The 17,725-nt window shown below is 74.6% G+C and carries 15 protein-coding genes and 1 pseudogene; 14 read left to right on the forward strand and 2 right to left on the reverse strand.

The window, feature by feature from the left end:
- Positions 1–290 precede the first annotated feature (290 nt).
- Positions 291–800 (reverse strand): hypothetical protein, encoded by a 510-nt coding sequence (locus tag K7396_RS30650; protein WP_223660249.1) that lies wholly within the window; start codon positions 798–800, stop codon positions 291–293.
- Between the two features lie 392 nt (positions 801–1,192).
- Here K7396_RS30650 and K7396_RS30655 point away from each other — a divergent pair, with 392 nt between their 5' ends.
- From K7396_RS30655 to K7396_RS30690, 8 genes are all read left to right on the forward strand, one after another.
- Positions 1,193–1,630: a phage tail protein gene (locus tag K7396_RS30655; RefSeq protein WP_152105063.1), complete on the forward strand. Its 438-nt coding sequence runs from the start codon at positions 1,193–1,195 to the stop codon at positions 1,628–1,630.
- Between the two features lies 1 nt (position 1,631).
- Positions 1,632–2,414 carry a CIS tube protein gene (locus K7396_RS30660; RefSeq protein WP_152105062.1) on the forward strand — a complete coding sequence of 261 codons (783 nt, stop codon included), beginning with the start codon at positions 1,632–1,634 and terminating at the stop codon, positions 2,412–2,414.
- Positions 2,411–4,330 carry a VgrG-related protein gene (locus tag K7396_RS30665; RefSeq protein ID WP_086721464.1) on the forward strand — a complete coding sequence of 640 codons (1,920 nt, stop codon included), beginning with the start codon at positions 2,411–2,413 and terminating at the stop codon, positions 4,328–4,330. The genes K7396_RS30660 and K7396_RS30665 overlap by 4 nt, the downstream gene beginning before the upstream one ends.
- A gap of 47 nt (positions 4,331–4,377) precedes the next feature.
- A complete protein-coding gene (locus K7396_RS30670; protein WP_086721465.1) occupies positions 4,378–4,800 on the forward strand; it encodes a GPW/gp25 family protein in 423 nt (140 codons plus the stop codon).
- Positions 4,800–6,803 (forward strand): putative baseplate assembly protein, encoded by a 2,004-nt coding sequence (locus K7396_RS30675; protein ID WP_086721466.1) that lies wholly within the window; start codon positions 4,800–4,802, stop codon positions 6,801–6,803. Before K7396_RS30670 ends, K7396_RS30675 begins: the two co-directional genes overlap by 1 nt.
- The gene (locus K7396_RS30680; protein ID WP_086721467.1) at positions 6,800–7,393 is read left to right on the forward strand and encodes a phage tail protein; all 594 of its coding nucleotides are present in this window, start codon (positions 6,800–6,802) and stop codon (positions 7,391–7,393) included. Before K7396_RS30675 ends, K7396_RS30680 begins: the two co-directional genes overlap by 4 nt.
- Before the next feature lie 3 nt (positions 7,394–7,396).
- Positions 7,397–8,791: an NADase-type glycan-binding domain-containing protein gene (locus K7396_RS30685; protein ID WP_152105061.1), complete on the forward strand. Its 1,395-nt coding sequence runs from the start codon at positions 7,397–7,399 to the stop codon at positions 8,789–8,791.
- A 327-nt stretch (positions 8,792–9,118) separates the two neighbouring features.
- Entirely contained in the window at positions 9,119–10,927 is a 1,809-nt protein-coding gene (locus K7396_RS30690; RefSeq protein ID WP_086721412.1) for a sensor histidine kinase, read from the forward strand.
- Between the two features lie 148 nt (positions 10,928–11,075).
- Here the strand turns inward: K7396_RS30690 and K7396_RS30695 are convergent, their stop codons facing one another.
- Positions 11,076–11,810: a response regulator transcription factor gene (locus tag K7396_RS30695; RefSeq protein ID WP_086721411.1), complete on the reverse strand. Its 735-nt coding sequence runs from the start codon at positions 11,808–11,810 to the stop codon at positions 11,076–11,078.
- Between the two features lie 256 nt (positions 11,811–12,066).
- On the opposite strand from K7396_RS30695, the gene K7396_RS30700 reads away from it, so the two are divergent.
- From K7396_RS30700 to K7396_RS30725, 6 genes and pseudogenes are all read left to right on the forward strand, one after another.
- Positions 12,067–13,395, forward strand: coding sequence for a globin domain-containing protein (locus K7396_RS30700; protein WP_373866963.1), 1,329 nt, complete (start codon positions 12,067–12,069; stop codon positions 13,393–13,395).
- 278 nt (positions 13,396–13,673) lie between these two features.
- On the forward strand, positions 13,674–14,171 hold the full coding sequence (locus K7396_RS30705) for a pyridoxamine 5'-phosphate oxidase family protein (protein WP_152105060.1): 498 nt from the start codon (positions 13,674–13,676) through the stop codon (positions 14,169–14,171).
- A 219-nt stretch (positions 14,172–14,390) separates the two neighbouring features.
- Positions 14,391–14,504: pseudogene (locus K7396_RS30710) on the forward strand (WCX domain-containing protein); the annotation flags it as partial.
- A 316-nt stretch (positions 14,505–14,820) separates the two neighbouring features.
- Complete coding sequence (locus K7396_RS30715; RefSeq protein ID WP_086718973.1) at positions 14,821–15,645, forward strand: hypothetical protein; 825 nt, start codon at positions 14,821–14,823, stop codon at positions 15,643–15,645.
- On the forward strand, positions 15,642–16,328 hold the full coding sequence (locus K7396_RS30720) for a class F sortase (protein ID WP_223660250.1): 687 nt from the start codon (positions 15,642–15,644) through the stop codon (positions 16,326–16,328). Before K7396_RS30715 ends, K7396_RS30720 begins: the two co-directional genes overlap by 4 nt.
- 129 nt (positions 16,329–16,457) lie before the next feature.
- Positions 16,458–17,663 carry a 4-hydroxybenzoate 3-monooxygenase gene (locus K7396_RS30725; protein WP_086718972.1) on the forward strand — a complete coding sequence of 402 codons (1,206 nt, stop codon included), beginning with the start codon at positions 16,458–16,460 and terminating at the stop codon, positions 17,661–17,663.
- Positions 17,664–17,725: the final 62 nt, after the last annotated feature.

The following is a 17,725-nucleotide window of genomic DNA, read 5'->3' on the forward strand; positions in this document are numbered from 1 at the left end:
CGCGCGCCTCTCGCGACGGCTCGGGCACTGACCGCCCGGGAGCCCGCCCACCGGAACACGGGAAGCGCCGGAACCGTCGGAGGCACCGGAGGCACCGGATCCGCCGGTCCCATCAGTGCACCGGTGCCGGTACCGATGCCGGGAAGGGGGCCAGGTCCAGGGCCGGAGCCTCGTCGTCAGGCCATGCCCGCAGTGCCCCTGCGTGCACTGACGGGTGGCCTGCCCGAGACGCCGGCCGGCCCGACGTCCCCGCCCTCGGCTCACCAGCCGCCGGCTGCCTCACCGCTCGCTCACCCGCGGCCGGTCCAGCGAACCTCCGCTGCCGCACCGATCTCAGCCCACGCCCCGACCCTCGCGCCGGCCCACCCCCTCGCGCCGGCCCAGGCCCACGCCCCGTCGTCGTCCTCAGCCCCGGCTGTGCAACGGCGCATCGCCACGTCATCCACGTCACCGGCGCCGCTGGTCGTCCCGCTGGCCGTGCCCACGCGCATGCCCTCGCCCCCGACCAGCCCCCCGCCCCCGACCGTGACCACCCGCCCGCCCCAACCGCTGCAACGCACCAGCAGCCCCACGACAAGCTCCCCCGTGACAAGCCTCCTCACGGCCCCTTCGGCGCACACCGCGATCCACGTCCCCACAAGCCCCGCAGCAACCATGCCGACACGGACCACGAGCCCGACCCAGATCACGAGCACGACCCAGACCGCGAGCACCACCCAGACCGCGACACGGCCCACACCAAGGGCCACCACCAGCACTCCCGCAACCGCCCCCACCAACACCCCGCCGGCAGCCTCCACACCACCCCCACCCCCCCTCCAGCGCACCGGTTCCACCACCCACCGACCCGCCACCCCGTCATCACGCCCCACACCCACCACGCCACCCCCACCCCCGGCTCCCGCCCCACCCCCGCCCCGTCCGCGCCCGCCACCCCCGCCGAGCTCGATGAGCTCGCCCGGCGGCTGGTGGCGCCGCTGTCGCGGTTGCTGCGGGCGGAGTTGCGCAGCGACCGGGAACGGATCGGCCGCCTGCGGGACCGCGGCCGCTGAGCAGACCAGCCGCACGCCCCGGAACACCGCCACCCGCCCAACCCGATCCCACCCCCGACACGATCCGCCCCGACCCCAACCAGATCCCGATCCGCCCCGACCCAAAACGTCCACCCGCCCCACCCCAGAAAGCCCACCTCATGCCCGCGCCCAAGGACCCCGGATCCACCGTCTTCTTCAAGCTGTCCATCGACGGGCAGGACCTCGGCCTGTTCAACGGCTGTGACGGGCTGGCCTCCGAGGTGGAGGTGGAGCAGCGGCAGGAGGGCGGCAACAACGGATTCGTCTGGCAGTTGCCGACCCGCGTGACGTTCTCCACGATCCGGCTCACCCGCCCCCTCACCGCCGACACCGCCCGCGTGGCGGCCTGGATCTCCTCCCTCGCCACCGGTATCCGCAGGCCGACCGCGCAGATCGCGGCCCTGCGCGCGGACGGGTCGATCGTCGCGCAGTGGGGGCTGGTCGAGGTGCTGCCCGTGCGGTGGCAGGGGCCGAGCCTGGACCCGGCCAGTCCGGGGGTGGCGACCGAGACGCTGGAGATCGCGCACCACGGGTTCACCGACGCGGGGGGTGCCTGAGATGGCCGCGCCGACCGGCGGGAAGGCGGGGGCGAGTCTCGTACGGGCCGCGCTCGCGATCCATCAGCCGCCCACCGATCTCGGCGGCTCCATCGGCGGCCGGATCGGCGAGGTGGAGTTCCAGTTCAACCCGACGCAGTTGCAGCTGGGGCGGGAGGCGGAGTGGCACACCCAGGCCGCGGTCGCGTACACGCGCGGCGCGCCGCCGAAGTTCACCGGCACCCGGCCCGCCACCCTCCAGCTGGAGGTGTTCCTGGACGCCTCCGGGACCCCGAACGCCGGGAAGGTGCAGAAGCAGGTGGAACTCCTGCTCTCGTGCTGCGAGGTGACGCCGCAGAGCGTCAACTCCAAGCGGCCCTCGCCCCCGTGGGTCCGGTTCTCCTGGGGGGCGTTCAACACCGTGCAGTTCGTCGCGTACGTGACGAGCGTGCAGGCCACCTACACCCTGTTCAACCCCACCGGGGAGCCGATCCGCGCCACCTGCGCGCTGTCCCTGACCGAGGTGGCCATGCCCACCAAGGGGCAGAACCCCACCTCCGGCGCGCTCTCCGCCCGCCGTATCCACCGCACGGTCGCGGGTGACTCGCTCGCCTCGCTGGCCTGGCGGGAGTACGGGGACGCGACCCGCTGGCGGCTGATCGCCGAGGCCAACGAGATCGACGATCCGATGCGGCTGCGGCCGGGCACCGAGCTGCTGCTGCCCGCCGCCGACGAAGCCCCGCCCGAAGGCCGTCTCCCGCACGGCCCCTCAGGCCACCCCACCTTCCAGGAGACCCACCGATGAGCGAGAAGACGTACACCAGCGTCCTGCACGTCGAGATCGGCGGGACGGTACTGCCCGACAAGCTCGCCACCCTCCTCACCGAGGGCTGGGTGGACGCCAGCGTCAACGTGCCCTCCGCCTTCCAGCTCACCTTCGCCGACCGCGGCTCCGACATCCTGCAGACCTTCCCGCAGCTGAAGATCGGCGCGAAGGCGGTGCTGTCGCCCTTCACCGACGGGCAGCGCGGCACCCCCATGCTGACCGGCGAGATCACCGCGCTGGAGGTGGACGCGGACGCGAGCGGCAAGTCCCTGGTGGTACGGGGCTACGACCCGGGGCACCGGCTGCTGCGCAACCGCCGGGTCGCCGGCTACCCCCAGATGACCGCGAGCGACATCGTGCGCCGCCTGGCCGGCCGCAACAAGCTCTCCCTCGGCACGGTGGAGGCCACCCGCACCGTCTACGAGCTGGCCACCCAGCCCAATATCACCGACTGGGACTTCCTGCTGCGCCTGGCCCAGGAGAACGACGTCCACCTGTCCTTCGACCCGTACGGCAAACTGCGGTTCGGCAAGCTCGCCCCCGCCTCCTCCGCGCCGGCGGACACCACACCGGCCGCGCAGAGCCCGTACGTCCTGGAGTTCGGGCACAACGCGCTGCACAGCCGGATCGCCGTCACCGCCGCCGGGCAGGTCGCCAAGGCGGGCGCGCGCGGCTGGAACATGCGCGCCAAGCGCGCCCTGACCGCCGAGTCCCCGGCCACGACGAGCAAGGACATCGTCGCCGACATCGCGCCCGGAGCCCTCAGCAGGCCCTTCGGTGCCGCCGAACTGACCGCCACGGACACCCCGTTCACCACCCAGGCGCAGGTCACCCACGCCGCCCGCGCGCTCGCCGACGACGTGGCGGGCTCCTTCGCCGAGCTGGAGGTCGCGGTCACCGGGAATCCGCAGCTGGCGCCGGGCCGGCCGGTCGCGCTCAAGGGCGCCGGCTTCCCGTTCGAGGGGAAGTACACCGCGACCGGAGTGCGCCATGTCTTCGAGTCCGGGCGGCAGTTCACCACCTGGCTGACCGTCTCGGGGCGGCAGTTCCGGTCGCTGTACGGGCTGGCGTCCGGCGGGGCGGAGGCGGCGCCGCCCATGCCGGGCGTGGCGATGGCGCTGGTCAGCAACGCCAAGGACCCGCTGAAGCTGGGCCGGGTCAGGCTGCGCTTCCCCTGGCTGTCGGACACCTACGAGAGCGACTGGTGCCGGGTCGCGCAGCTGGGCGGCGTCCGGGGCGGCGGACTGATCCTGCCGGAGGTCGGCGACGAGGTGCTGTGCGCCTTCGACCGGGGCTCGCTGGAGCACCCGTACGTGCTCGCCGGACTCTACAACGGCATCGACAAGCCGACCCGGCAGACGGACGGGCTGCCCGCGGTGGATCCGACCAGCGGCCGGGTCAACTGGCGCTCCCTCGCCTCGCGCAGCGGCCACACCGTCGAACTCGTCGACGCCAAGTCCCGGATGAAGAGCGGCATCCGGCTGCAGACCGGCAACGGCAAGCTCACCGTCCACATGGACGAGACGCGCACCCAGGTCACCATCCGCAGCGACGGCTCCGTCTCCATCACCGGCACCCGGAACGTGAGCATCAAGGCGGGCGGCAACCTGTCGCTGACCGCGGGCGGCTCGCTGACGATGAGCGCCGGCGGGGCGGTCGACATCAAGGCGGGCGCGAAGTTCGGCGTCGCGGCGGGCGCCGTGGCGGACATCAACGCGACCGGCGCCATCAGCCTCAAGTCGGCCGGCGCGGTGGCCGTCAACTCGGTCGGCGCGGTCTCCGTCTCCGCGGTCGGCGCGGTGGCCGTCAACGCGGGCGCCGCGGCGGCCATCAACTCGCCGGCCACGGTCACGCTGAACGCACCGGCCGTCCTGCGCAACGGCATTCCCTTCTAGGAGTCCGAGAAAGGTGAGGGACATGCATCTCAAGGGGGCCACCGGACATGAGTGAACAGTTCGTCGGCGCGGGCTGGACCTTCCCGCTGCGCACCGACCCGGCCGGCGGGATCGCACTGGCCCGCAGGGAGCGGGAGATCGAGGAGTCGATCCGGCTCGTCCTGGCCACCGCGCCCGGTGAGCGGCCGATGCGGCCGGAATTCGGCTGCGCCGTCCACGACATGGTCTTCGCGCCGGTCAACGAGGCCACGGCCGGCCGCATCCGCTACGAGGTGCGGTCCTCGCTCGACCGCTGGGAGCCGCGCATCGAGGTCCAGGACGTCGAGGTGAGCCCGGCGCCCGACGAGCCGACCGTGCTGTTCATCGACGTCCGCTACAGCGTGCGCGGCACCAACAACCCGCGCAGCCTCGTCTTCCCCTTCTACGTGATCCCGTCCGCGGACGCACCGTCCACCGAAAGCGAAGCCTGATGGCCCTGCCCGCACCCCACCTCGACGACCGCCGCTTCCAGCAGTTCGTCGACGACGCCAAGCGCTATGTCCAGCAGCGCTGCCCCGAGTGGACCGACCACAACGTCTCGGACCCGGGCGTGACCCTCATCGAGGCCGTCGCGCACATGGCCGACCAGATCGTCTACCGCCTCAACCGGGTACCGGAGAAGAACCACCTGGCCTTCCTCGACCTGCTCGGCGTCACCCTCTTCCCGCCCTCCGCGGCCCGCGCCGACGTCACCTTCTGGCTCTCCGCCCCGCAGGCCGAGCCCGTGGTGCTGCCCGCGGGGACGGAGGTGGCCACCGGCCGCACCGAGTCCGAGGAGTCGGTGTCCTTCGCCACCGAGGACGACCTGACGGTGGTGCCCTGCGAACTGGCGGCCGTGCTGCGGCAGGAGGCGGGAGCCACCCCCGAGGACCGCGGTGACGACATCTTCGCCGGCACCGACGTCGCCGTCTTCGCTCCTGCCCCCCGGCCCGGCGACACCCTGCTGTTCGGGCTGTCGGCGGCGGTGCCGCGGTGCGCGGCCGTCCTGCGGCTGGACAGCCGGGTGGACGGCGTCGGCGTCGACCCGCGTCAGCCCCCGCTGGTCTGGGAGGCCTGGACCGCCGACGGGTGGACCGGGTGCGAGCTGGCGGAGGACACCACCGGCGGCCTCAACCGCCCCGGCGAGGTCGTCCTGCACGTCCCCGCCGGGCACATCGTCTCGCGCGTGGGACGGACCGACTCCGCCTGGCTGCGCTGCCGGGTCGTCGAGGCCGCGCCCGGCCAGCCCTTCTACAGCGCCTCGCCGACCGTCCGGTCCGCCTCCGCCTTCACCATCGGGGGCACGACCGCGGTCGCGCACGCCGACGTGGTGCGGGACGAACCGCTCGGCGAGTCCACGGGCGTGCCCGGCCAGCGGCTGCGCCTGGCCCACGCCCCCGTCGTCGCCGACCGTCCGCCGCTGCGCCTGGAGGTCTCCGACGGGGACGGCTGGCAGGAGTGGCAGGTCGTCTCCGACTTCGCGGCCTCCGGTCCGTACGACCGGCACCTCACCCTCGACGCGACCACCGGCGAGATCGCCTTCGGCCCCTCGGTACGCCAACCGGACGGCACGACCACCCAGTTCGGGGCCGTACCGCCCAAGGGCGCGGTGCTCCGTGCCGCGCACTACCGCACCGGCGGCGGGCGGGCGGGAAATGTGGCGCGCGGCGCGATCCAGGTGCTGCGCAGCTCCATCCCGTACGTGGCGCGGGTGGAGAACCGGGAAGCCGCGCGCGGCGGGGTCGACGGCGAGACGGTGCAGGAGGCGAAGGTGCGGGCGCCGATCGCGCTGCGCGCCCAGGAACGCGCCGTGACCGCCCGCGACTACGAGGAGCTGGCGGGACGCGCGGCCCCCGAAGCGGCCCGGATCGCCTGCCTCGCGGTCGATCCCGCCGAGCCCGCCCCGGGCACCGGCGCGGCGGGCCAGGGCGGCGCGGCGAGCCGGACCGGGGAGAACGCCGTCCGCGTCCTGGTCGTCCCCCAGGCCGTCCCCGACCGCGGCGGGCGCCTGCGCTTCGAGCAGCTGGTGCCCGGCGAGGAACTCCTCGGCCGGATCACCCGCTTCCTGGACGAGCGCCGCCCCCTGGGCACCCGCCTCGCGGTCGGCCCGCCCTTCTACCAGGGCGTCACGGTCGTCGCGACGCTGCACTCCTTCCGGGCGGCGCGCGCCGAGCGGGTACGGGCCGAGGCCCTGGACGCGCTGTACGCCTACCTCGACCCGCTGACCGGCGGCGCGCACGGCGAGGGCTGGCCGTTCGGCCGTCCGCTGCGCTCCGGCGAGATCTTCGCGGCCCTGCAGCGCGTCCCCGGCGTGGAACTCGTCGACGAGGTCCTGCTGCACCCCGCCGACCCGCTCACCGGCCGCCGCGGCGACGCCACCGACCGCATCGAACTGGCCCCGTCCGCCGTGCTGTTCCCGTTCGACCACCGCGTCCGCGTGATCGAGGCGCGATGAGGGGCACCACCGCGGGGCTGCCCTCCCCGCACCCGCTGGGCGCGGCGCTGCCCGCCGTCTACGCCGACGACGACTTCACCCAGCGCTTCGTGGCGGGACTCGACGTCGTCCTCGCCCCGCTCTTCCACGTGCTGGACTGCCTGGAGAGCTACTTCACGCCCGCCCTCGCGCCGGAGGACTTCGTCGACTGGCTGACGACCTGGGTCGGCACCGAACTCGACGGGACGGAGCCGCCGGCCACCCGGCGCCGCGCGGTGGCCACGGCCGTCGCGCTGCACCGGGTCCGCGGCACCCGGCGCGGCCTGTCCGAAGCCGTCCACCTGGCCTTCGGCGTCCGCCCGGAGATCATCGAGAGCGGCGGCGCGGCCTGGTCCGCCCGCCCCCTCGGCCCGTTCCCCGGCTCCCCGCACTCCGGCCTGCGGGTGATCCTGCGGGTCGACGACCCCGCCGGCGCCGACCCGCACCGCCTGCACGCCGTCGTCGCGGCGGCCCGCCCCGCGCACCTCCCCTTCACGGTCGAGGTGACCGCGCGGTCCGCCCCCGGCGCCCTCCCCGAAGCCATGCCCGACGCCACCTCCGAAGGAACCTGACCCATGGCCACCGATCACACCACCTGCCCGGACTGCGGCGCTCCGGCTCCCCAGACGGGGCAGTCGTTCTGCGACTCCTGCGGGGCCTTTCTGCGCTGGGAGCGGCCCACGGCGTCGACGTCCGGGCCGCCCCCCTCGTCCGCGGCCGCGCCGCCGGCACCGTCGGGGCCGTCCGGGGCGTCGTCTCCGGCACCGCCGTCCGCCTCCGGACCGGCCGCGGCGGGCGCGCACCCCGCGCCGAACGGCCCGTACGCCGCCCCCGGCCACCCCGCCGAACCGGGCGCCGCCGCACGGACCGACGCCGCCGCGCCCCGGACCGGCCCGGCCGCCCCCGCCGCCGGGCACGCCACCGCTCCCGCCGCCGCCCCGCAACAGGGCAGCGAGGACCCGACCGCCCCGCTCCCGCCGGTCGACGGCGGCGACGGGGGAGCGGCCCCCTCCCGGCCCGCCCCGCACACCCCGGAGCGTCCGGACGGCGCCGACCCCTCGCACGACCCGGCCCACCCGCAAGGCCAAGGCACCCCGCCCCACCGCCCGGCCGGCCAGGGCAACGTCTCCGAAACCGGCATCCGCGCCCTCCTGGTGCCCGTGCCGGACGCCTCGCCCCTCGTCGCCCCGTCGGCACCCGGCAGTGTGCTGCCCGGCCGGCCCGACGCGGCCCGGCCGCGGGTCCGTACCCCGCAGGCCGCCCCCGAGCCCGTCGACGGCACGCCCTGCCCGAGCTGCGCCAAGCCCAACCGGCCGGGCCGGCACTTCTGTCACAGCTGCGCCACCCCCCTGAACGACATCGCCCGCCCGGAGGCCGAGGGCCCGTACGCCGGAGAGCGCCCGAAGCTGCACCGCGACCGCACCCGGTGGATCGCCCGTGCCGTCGTCGCGGTCGTGATCGCCGGCGTCGTGGCCGGGGGCATCATCGGCGGACCGCCGGCCGCGCGGGCCGTTCAGGACCACTTCGCCGAGCGCGTCCCGGTGCCCGCCGCCACCTGGAAGGCCTCGCACTCCGGCCCCCGGAACGGCCCGAAGCTCGCCTTCGACGGCTACTCCAACACCTGGTGGGGGACGGGCTATTCGGGCGCCTCCACCGGCCAGTACCTGGAGGCCGGATTCGGCCAGCCCACCGATCTGCTGAACGTGGTGATCACGCCCGGTGCCTCCGCGCGCACCCCGCAGGCCGCCGACCCGGCCCGCCCGCACGAGTTCGACGTGATCGTGACGGACTCCGCGGGCAAGCGGCACCTCTCGCACTACCGGGTCAACGACGGCGGGCCGCAGCGGATCGACGTGCGGGTACGGGACGCGATGACCGTACGGCTGGTGCTGCGCTCCGCGTACGGCGCCACGGACAAGAAGCAAGTGGCCATCGCCGAGCTGGAGTTCTTCGGCCGCTCGACCGGATAGCGGCGGCCGGTCGCGGCGGAGGCTGCTTCGGCCCGCGAACGGCCGGAGCCGGGAAGAGCCCTCGTGGCACGGGGGAGACCGGCCCTTCCCGGCAGACCCATCGTCGGCCGTCCGCCGCCGTGGCCCCCAGGGCCGAACGGCCCTCTTCCGCACCGCATTTGGCCCTCCGGGCGAGGTGGCGGGGCCCTGGTCCGGGCCTGCGGCGGATGGCCGGTCGGCGCCGGTGCCCGCCGGCGTCCCCGTACTGATCACGTAGGCTGCCGAGCAGACGTACGGGATCTTTGGAGCGGCACGGTCATGTCGGAATCGCAGCAGTTCGCACCGGCCATGAGTGGTCCGCACGGGCCGCAGCTGCACGAACCGGACCGGGTGCGCGGCCTGCTCGACGCCGTGATGAGCCTGGGCCGGGGGCTCGAACTCCCGCAGGTGCTCAAGGGCATCGTGGAGGCCGCGGTCACCCTCACCGACGCGGAGTACGGGGCGCTGGGCGTGGTCGGGGACGGGCAGCTGTCGCAGTTCCTGCCCGTCGGGATGTCCGACGAGCTGATCGGGCTGATCGGCCGGACGCCGTGCGGCCGCGGCATCCTCGGGGAGCTGATCCGCAATCCGGAGCCGCTGCGGCTCGCCGACCTGACGGAGCATCCGCACAGCTTCGGATTTCCGGCCGACCATCCCCCGATGCGGACCTTCCTCGGAGTGCCGGTCCGGGTCCGCGAGGAGGTGTTCGGCAACCTCTACCTCACCGAGAAGCGCGGCGGCGGCTCGTTCGACGCGGACGACGAGGCGGTGCTGACCACGCTGTCCACCGCGGCGGGTGTGGCCATCGACAACGCCCGTATGTACCACGAGAGCCGCCGCCGCGAACGGTGGCTGGAGGCGCTCGGCGAGATCACCCGCAGCCTGCTGTCCGGCACCGCCGCCGACGAGGTGCTGCGGCTGATCGCCGAGCGGGCGCGGGAGGTCGCGGGGGCGGACTGCGCGGCGGTGCTGCTGCCGGTGCCCTCGTCCGCGGACCAGCTGTCGGTGGCGGTGGCCTGCGGCACGGGCGCGAGCCGGATCCTCGGGCTGCGGGTGCCGGCCGACGCGTCCCTGTCCGGAATGGCCGCCCGCAGCGGCCGGCCGGTGGTCAGCGCCGACTTACGGGACGACCCGCGGGCGTACCCGCTCGGCCCGGACGCGGCCGGCGACGGTACCGGCCACCGGGACGCGGACGGGGACGGTACCGGGCAGCGGGAAGGGGAGGACACCGGGCACCGGGAGGGGGACGGTGCCGGGCGCCGGGACGGGGACGAGGGCCCGGACGGTGCCGCGTCGCGGGGGGAGCCCGCGGAGCGGCACGGGCCGGTGATCGCCGTCCCCCTTCAGCTGGACACCGGCTGCGGCGCGCTGCGGCTGAGCCGTCTGGCCGGGCGGCCCGCCTTCGACGACGCCGAGGTCGCCCTGATATCGGGCTTCGCCGACCAGGCCGTGATCGCCCTGGAACTCGCCCGCCGGCGGGCCGAGTCGGAGGAGCTGACGGTCCTTCACGACCGCGACCGGATCGCCCGGGACCTGCACGACCTCGCCATCCAGCGGCTGTTCGCGACCGGCATCACCCTGCAGAGCGCGACCCGGCTGATCGACCGCCCGGAGGCCGTCGAACGGGTCGGCCGCGCGGTGAACGACCTGGACACCACCATCAAGATCATCCGGTCCACCATCTTCGGACTGCGCACCACCGGCGACGGCAAGGGCGGCCGCGGTCTGCGGCGCGACCTGACCGAGACCGTGCAGCGGGCGGCCGCCGCCCTCGGCTTCAGCCCGGCGCTGCGGATCGACGGACCGGTGGACGCCGCGATCCCCGACGACCTGGCCCCGCACCTCCTGGCGGTGGCCGCGGAGGCCCTCAGCAACGCCACCCGGCACGCCCGCGCCCGCCACCTGGACGTGACACTGTCGGTGACCGCGGCCGCGGTGACGCTGACCGTGACGGACGACGGGGCCGGGGTCGGCGCGGAGCCGCACACCGGAGGTCTGGCCAACATGCGGGCCCGGGCCGAGATGCACGGCGGCCGCCTGGCCGTCGAGACCCCGGAGGGCGGCGGCACCCGCATCGTCTGGACGGTACCCCTGCGGACGGTGCCCCAGCCCGGTTGACCGGATCGCGTCCGGCCTGAGCCGTCCGGCTCGATGCGGTCGGTCCGACGCCTCCGGTCCGACGCCTCCGGCCCGACGCCTCCGGCCCGACGCGTCCGACCCGATCCGTACGACCCGGATCAGGCCCCTCCGGTCCCCGCTGCCGCCCTCACGCCCGGGGCCCCTTCAGCCGTTCGACGACCATCGCCGCCTGGACCCGGCGGCCCACCCCCAGCTTGGAGAGGATCGCGGAGACCCGGTTCTTGACCGTCTTCTCCGACAGGTACAGCCGGTCCGCGATCTGGCGGTTCGTCAGGCCCTCGCCGATCAGGTCCAGCACCTCCCGTTCGCGCGGGGAGAGCCGGTCGAGTTCGGATGGCTCGGCCTCGGCGGTCCGGGACCGGTCCGGGGCGCGCAGGCGCTCCATCACCCGTGCCGCGGTGCGCGGGTCCAGCATCGACTGCCCCGCGGCGACCGTGCGGACCGCGCGCACCAGCGCGGTGCCGTCGATCTGCTTGAGCACATAGCCGGCCGCCCCGGCCATGATGGCGTCGAACAGCGCCTCGTCGTCGTCGAAGGACGTCAGCATCAGGCAGGCCAGCTCCGGCAGGCGGGCCCGCAACTCCCGGCAGACCTCGATCCCCTCGTGGTCGCCGCCGGGCCCATCGGTGCCGCCCAGCCGGACGTCGAGCACCGCCACCTGCGGCCGGGCCGCCGGCACCCGGGCCAGGGCCTGCCGGGCGTCCCCCGCCTCCCCGACGACCTCGATGTCCTCCTCCGCCTCCAACAGGTCCCGCACACCGCGGCGGACCACCTCGTGGTCGTCCAGGATGAAGACGCGCAGCGGCGCCCCGGGGACGACGACGGGCGCGGCGGGGGCAGGGGGAACGGGCTGCTGGTTCATGCACTCTCGCTCGGTGGTTCGCGCGGATGGGCGGGGCACAAGGGTCCCGACCACGAGGTTCGCCGGACCCGGTGGTCCCGGGCAAGGGCCGAACGGCCCTGGGGGATCGGGGCCCTTCGGGACCGGCACCGCGTTGCGACACTGGCGCTCCCGTCAGGAGGTCGATCCCATGCAGCAGTCCTACCACCGGTCATTGCGCTCCGCCCCGGCCGTGCCGCCCGCTCGGTCCGTGCCCTCCGTGCCCTCCGCTCGGTCCGTGCCCTCCGCGCCGTCCGCCCCGTCCCAGCGGTCCGCCGCGGACACCGTCGGCGGCGAGTACCACGCCCTCCTCGCCCGGCACGACGCGATGCGGCTGCGGCGCCGCATGCTCGGCCAGGGCCGGGCACCCGGACCGGGCCGGACGGCCGCCGGCTACGACGGCGCCGCCGACCAGCGCCTGATCACCCAGTACCTCGACCTGGTCACGCCGTTCGCCGACCTGATCGCCCGCCTCTACGACGAGATGTTCGCCCGCTGGCCCTACCTGCGGACGCTGTTCCCCGCGTCCATGGACTTCCAGCGGGCGCATCTGGCCCGCGCCTTCTGGTACCTGATCGAGCATCTGCACCGCCCCGACGAGGTGGCCGCCCGCTTCCGGCAGCTCGGCCACGACCACCGCAAGCTCGGGGTGCGGCCGGTGCACTACGAGGCGTTCGAGGAAGCACTGTGCGTGGCGCTGCGGCGCACGGCCGGGCCCCGCTGGGCCGAGGCGGTGGAAGAGGCATGGGTGCGGATGGTGCGGCTCGCCGTCGCGTCCATGGTCGAGGGCGCCGACGCCGCGCTCGCCGAACCCCCCTGCTGGCAGGCCACGGTGACGTCCCATGAGCGGCGCCGCCCGGACCTCGCCGTGCTGCGGGTCCGGCCGCACGAGCCGTACCCGTACCGGGCCGGCCAGTTCGCGGCGGTCGAGTCCCCGCTGATGCCCCAGGCGTGGCGGCACTACTCCCTCGCGTCGGCCCCGGCGCCGGACGGCGAAGTGGCGCTCCACATCCGGCGCACCGGCCCCGGCGGGGTCAGCGACGCCCTGGTCGGCGGCACCCGGGTCGGCGACACCCTGCGGCTGGGCCCGGCACACGGCACGATGACGCTCCGGGACGAGGACCGCTCCCGCGATCTGCTGATGGTGGCGGGCGGGACGGGCTGGGCGCCGATCAAGGCCCTGCTGGAGGAGTGGGCGGGCCGCCGCCGCGGGCCCGGTGGCCTTCCCCAGCGCCCGGCCGGCCGGGTTCACCTCTTCGTCGGTGCCCGCAGCCGCGCCGAGCTGTACGACGCGGCGGCGCTGGCCGAGTTGGCGGCACGCCACGACCGGCTGCGGGTGGTCCGGGTGCTGGACGACGACGTCGTCCCGGAGGGCGGCTTCCCGCATGCCGGGTACGGTCCGCTGGCCGAGGCGGTGGCCCGGGACGGGGAGTGGTCGCCCGGCCTCGCCTTCGTCAGCGGACCGGCGGCCATGGTCGGCGCGACGGTCGCACGGCTGACCGCGGCCGGCATGCCGGCCGACCGCATCCGCCACGACCCGGTGCCCGACCCGCGCCCGGACCGCTGACTCCCGAGGGCGTCCGCCGCGCCGCGTACCCGGATGACGGGACGGAGCCCGGCGCGCCGGAGTGACGTCCACCGGGCCCCGCAGGGCACACGCCCCTACCGGACGCCCGCCGCCGCCCGCCGCCCGCCGCGGAGTCCGACGGCCCCCGGGACGGACCGAACGGCCCCTGGCGGGTCGCGGGCCGAGGATCTTCTACTGACGGGAGACGCCCCCGGCACGCTGACGGCCGGGACCCGTTCGCTCGGCGCGTCAGCAGCTCACAAGGACAGGGAGCACCCGTGAACCACTTCCCGGCCCGGCACACCGCCGAGGCCGCCACCGACGCCGTACTGGTGGCCCGCGCCGACCGCGAGGCGTCCCGCCGCCGCACCGAACTGGACCGCGCCGAGTCCCTCCGCCTGCTGGGCAGCGTCTCGCTGGGCCGGATCGTCTTCACCCAGGACGCGCTGCCGGCCATCCGCCCGGTCAACCACCTCCTCCACCACGGCGAGGTGATCATCCGCACCCATGAGGGCGCGGCGCTGGCCGGCCTGACCGGGCACGCGGGCGACGAGGGCGTGGTCGTCGCCTACGAGGCCGACGCCATCGACCCGGCCACGCACTGCGGCTGGAGCGTGGTGGTGACCGGCTACTGCCAGCTGGTGACCGACCCCGACGACCTGGCGCACTACCGGGCGCTGCTGCACCCATGGGCCGATCACCGGATGTCCTACGCGCTACGGATCCGCCCGGACCTGGTCACGGGGCTGCGACTGTCCCCGAGGCCGGGCGGCTGACGGGGGCTCAGGCTCAGGACGGCGCGGACGCGGGCCCGTAAGACTCAGCCGCCCGCCGCCAGCCTTGTGCGCCCTCGCGCGGTCGTCAGCCCTCCCCTCCCGCGCCGGGTGTGACGGATCCCGGCCGGGTGAAGTCCGTGTACCAGTTGGTGGGACCGGCCTCCGAGCTGGGACTGGGCTCGGTGCTCGCGGCGGTCGAACTCAAGCGAGAGCCTCGACCACGCGGCCTCCGAACTGCTGCGGCTGGGACCGGAGGTGGAGGTCCTCGCCCCGGCCGCAGTGCGGGACCGCATCACGGCGACGATCCGTGCCATGGCGGCCCTCTACGGCTGAAGCGCCCGCCGGGGACGACGTCCCCGCGCGCCCCGCCGGCACGACGGCCCTGCCCGCCTGCCCGCCTGCCCGCCTGCCCGGCACAACGGCCTCGCCCGCCCGCCCTTCCCCGGGGAACGCCGCGGTCCCCGGACGGGCGCCTCACCCTGCAGTCACGCCACTCCACCTCCTCCGGAAACTTTTTCAACACGCCACCCATCCGCGGGCGTTGCTGCTCCGAATCACGGTCGGCACCTCGCCGAGGTGTCGGTCTCGAACCCTGACGACGTGCGGTCTTCCCCCTTCCCCTGGGGAGACCGCCGGAAAAGGATCGAACGTGATAGCCAAGCGCACCAGCCGCCTCGCCGCACTCGTCGCTCTTCCCGCCGCCCTGGCCCTCACCGTGGGCGCCTCGTCCCAGGCCGTCGCCCAGGGCACCGGAGCGTTCCAGATCAATCTGGCGCAGCTGAACAACTCCGGTTCCAAGGGCACGGCGATGCTCAGCCTCCAGGGCAACCGGCTGACCGTGAAGATCGAGTCCGAGGGCCTCGTCCCCGGACAGCCCTCGGCCCAGCACCTCCACGGCTCCACCGACGGCCATGACTTCCACTGCCCGGACGCGAGCGATGACACCAACGGCGACGGTGTCCTCGACAACACCGAGGCCACGGTCGACTACGGCAACATCAACATCTCCCTCACCACCAAGGGCCCCACCGACATGATGAGCGGCCTCGCCGTCGACCGCATGCCCGTGGCGGACGCGCAGGGCAAGCTCTCCTACCAGCGCACGATCCCCGTCTCCCAGGCGGTGGTCGACCACATCAAGGACCTGCACATCGTGCAGCACGGCATCGACCGCAACAACAACAAGAAGTACGACTTCGACGGCGCGGGCAAGAGCGAACTCGATCCCAAATTGCCCCAGGAGGCCACCGCGCCGACCAACTGCGGCGAGGTCAAGGGCGCCGCGGTGGGCTCCATCCCCGTCGGCGGGGTCGAGACCGGAACCGGGCCCGTCAAGGAGCAAGGGGTGCCGATCGCCATGATGGGCGCCGGAGGCGTCGCCTTCGTGGCGGTGACCGGAGCGCTGGCCCTCGCGCGACGGCGCAGGAGCGTGCTCGCCACCGGGTGGCGCGGGAACAACGGGGGTGCCGCGTGAGCCGCCGCAGCGAGAACACCGTGCCGACCGTACGCCGCCGGGGCCACCGCCTGCTCGGCTGCGCCCTCGCCGCGGCCTGCGCGAGCGTGCTGCTCGCCGGGTGCGGAGGGCAGGACGCGGCGGCGCCGCCCCCGTCGCTCCCCCCGGGGCAGTCGCCGGCCCCGGGCGGGGACACCTCCCACGACGGGGCGAGCGGCGGCGGATCCGGCAGCCGGGCCGCCGCCAGTATGCCGAAGTCGGTTCCCGAACGGCTCTCCATCCCCTCGCTGCAGGTCTCCTCCACGCTGGAGACGCTGGGGCAGCACACGAACGGGACCATGGAGACCCCGCGCGATCCCGACAAGGCCGGCTGGTACCGGCCGGGGCCGACGCCCGGCTCCCGGGGACCGGCCGTGATCGCCGGCCATGTCACCTGGAACGGCAAGCCGTCGGTGTTCGAGAAGCTGTCGACGATGAAGGCCGGTGACACCATCGAGGTCGCCCGGCAGGACGGGAAGACCGCGAAGTTCACCGTCGACCGGGTCGCCCAGTACCCGAAGAACAAGTTCCCCACGGTCGAGGTGTACAAGAACCTCGACCACGCCGGCCTCCGCCTGATCACCTGCGGCGGCCGGTACAACGAGGGCCGGCACTACTACCCGGACAACGTGGTGGTGTTCGCCAGCCTCACGGGCAGCGCGTAGGCCGCAGCGGTGAGAGCGGGCCGGCGGCCCGGCGTCCCCCGCGGACGGCCGGGCCGCCGGATCGCGCGCGCCGGGCAACCGACATACTGCGTGCGATCGTTCTGCTCCACCCGAAGGGAACCCCGCACCGTGACCTCCACCCCCTCCCTCGTCACACGCACCCGTGTCGTCATCGTCGGCGCCGGGCCCGCCGGGCTCACCGTGGCGAACCTGCTGCGCGCCGCCGGAGTCGACTGTGTGCTGCTGGAGGCGGAGAGCAGGGAGTTCATCGAGCGGCGCCCGCGCGCCGGGTTCATCGAGGAGTGGGTGGTGCACGCGCTGACCCGCCACGGCCTGGCCGACCGGCTGCTCGAACGGGCCGAAAGGCAGGGGGAGTTCGAGTTCCGCTTCGAGGGCGAGCGGCACACCGTGCGGACGGGGGAGCTGTCGGGTCGGCGCCACTACGTCTATCCGCAGCCGCTGTTGGTGACCGACCTCGTGGCGTCGTATGCGGACAAGGCGGGCGGGGAGGTGCGCTTCGGCGTACGCGAGGTGGAGCTGCACGACATCGACGGGGACCGGCCTGCGGTCTCCTACACCGACCCGGCGACCGGCGCCCGGCACCGCGTCGAGTGCGACTTCATCGCGGGCTGCGACGGCGCGCGCGGGGTGAGCCGGGCGGCCATACCCGACGGCCGGACGGTCCTCACCCGCCACGACCACGGCGTCGCCTGGCTCGCGCTCCTCGCCGAGGCGCCGCCGTCCGCCGACGGTGTGGTCTTCGGTATCCACGAGCGCGGATTCGGTGCCCACATGGCCCGCAGCCCCGAGGTCACCCGCTACTACCTCGAGGTCGACCCCGGCGAGGACGCCGGGAACTGGCCGCACGCCCGGGTGTGGGACGAGCTGCAGACCCGGCTCGCCGCCGCCGGCGCACCGCCGCTGACCGAAGGACCGCTGATCGAGAAGGTGGTCCTGGACATGCACGACTACGTCGTGGAGCCGATGTCCTACGGCCGGGTCTACCTGGCGGGCGAATCGGCGCATCTCGTCGCGCCGATCGCCGCCAAGGGCATGAACCTCGCGATCCATGACGCGCTGCTCCTCGGCGAGGCGCTGATCGCGCACTACCGGGGCGACGACAGCGGCCTCGAAGGCTATGGGGAGGCCGCTCTGCGGCGGATCTGGCAGTACATGGAGTTCTCGCAATGGCTCTCCCGCGTGCTGCACGGCGCCTCGTCCGGCGACCGGTTCCGGGCGGGCACGGCGTCCGCGCGCCTGCGGCGGCTGCTGGGTTCCGAGTCCGCGGCGCGGGCCTTCGCGGGGCTGTACCACGGCGAGGGCGCCGATCTGTAGGGTCGGGGGTGTACGTACCCGCACCGCACCTCCGTGGGGTGATTCACAACCCGGAGCGGGGT

Origin of the sequence: Streptomyces angustmyceticus, from assembly GCF_019933235.1 — a bacterium.
Taxonomy (GTDB): Bacteria; Actinomycetota; Actinomycetes; order Streptomycetales; family Streptomycetaceae; genus Streptomyces; species Streptomyces angustmyceticus.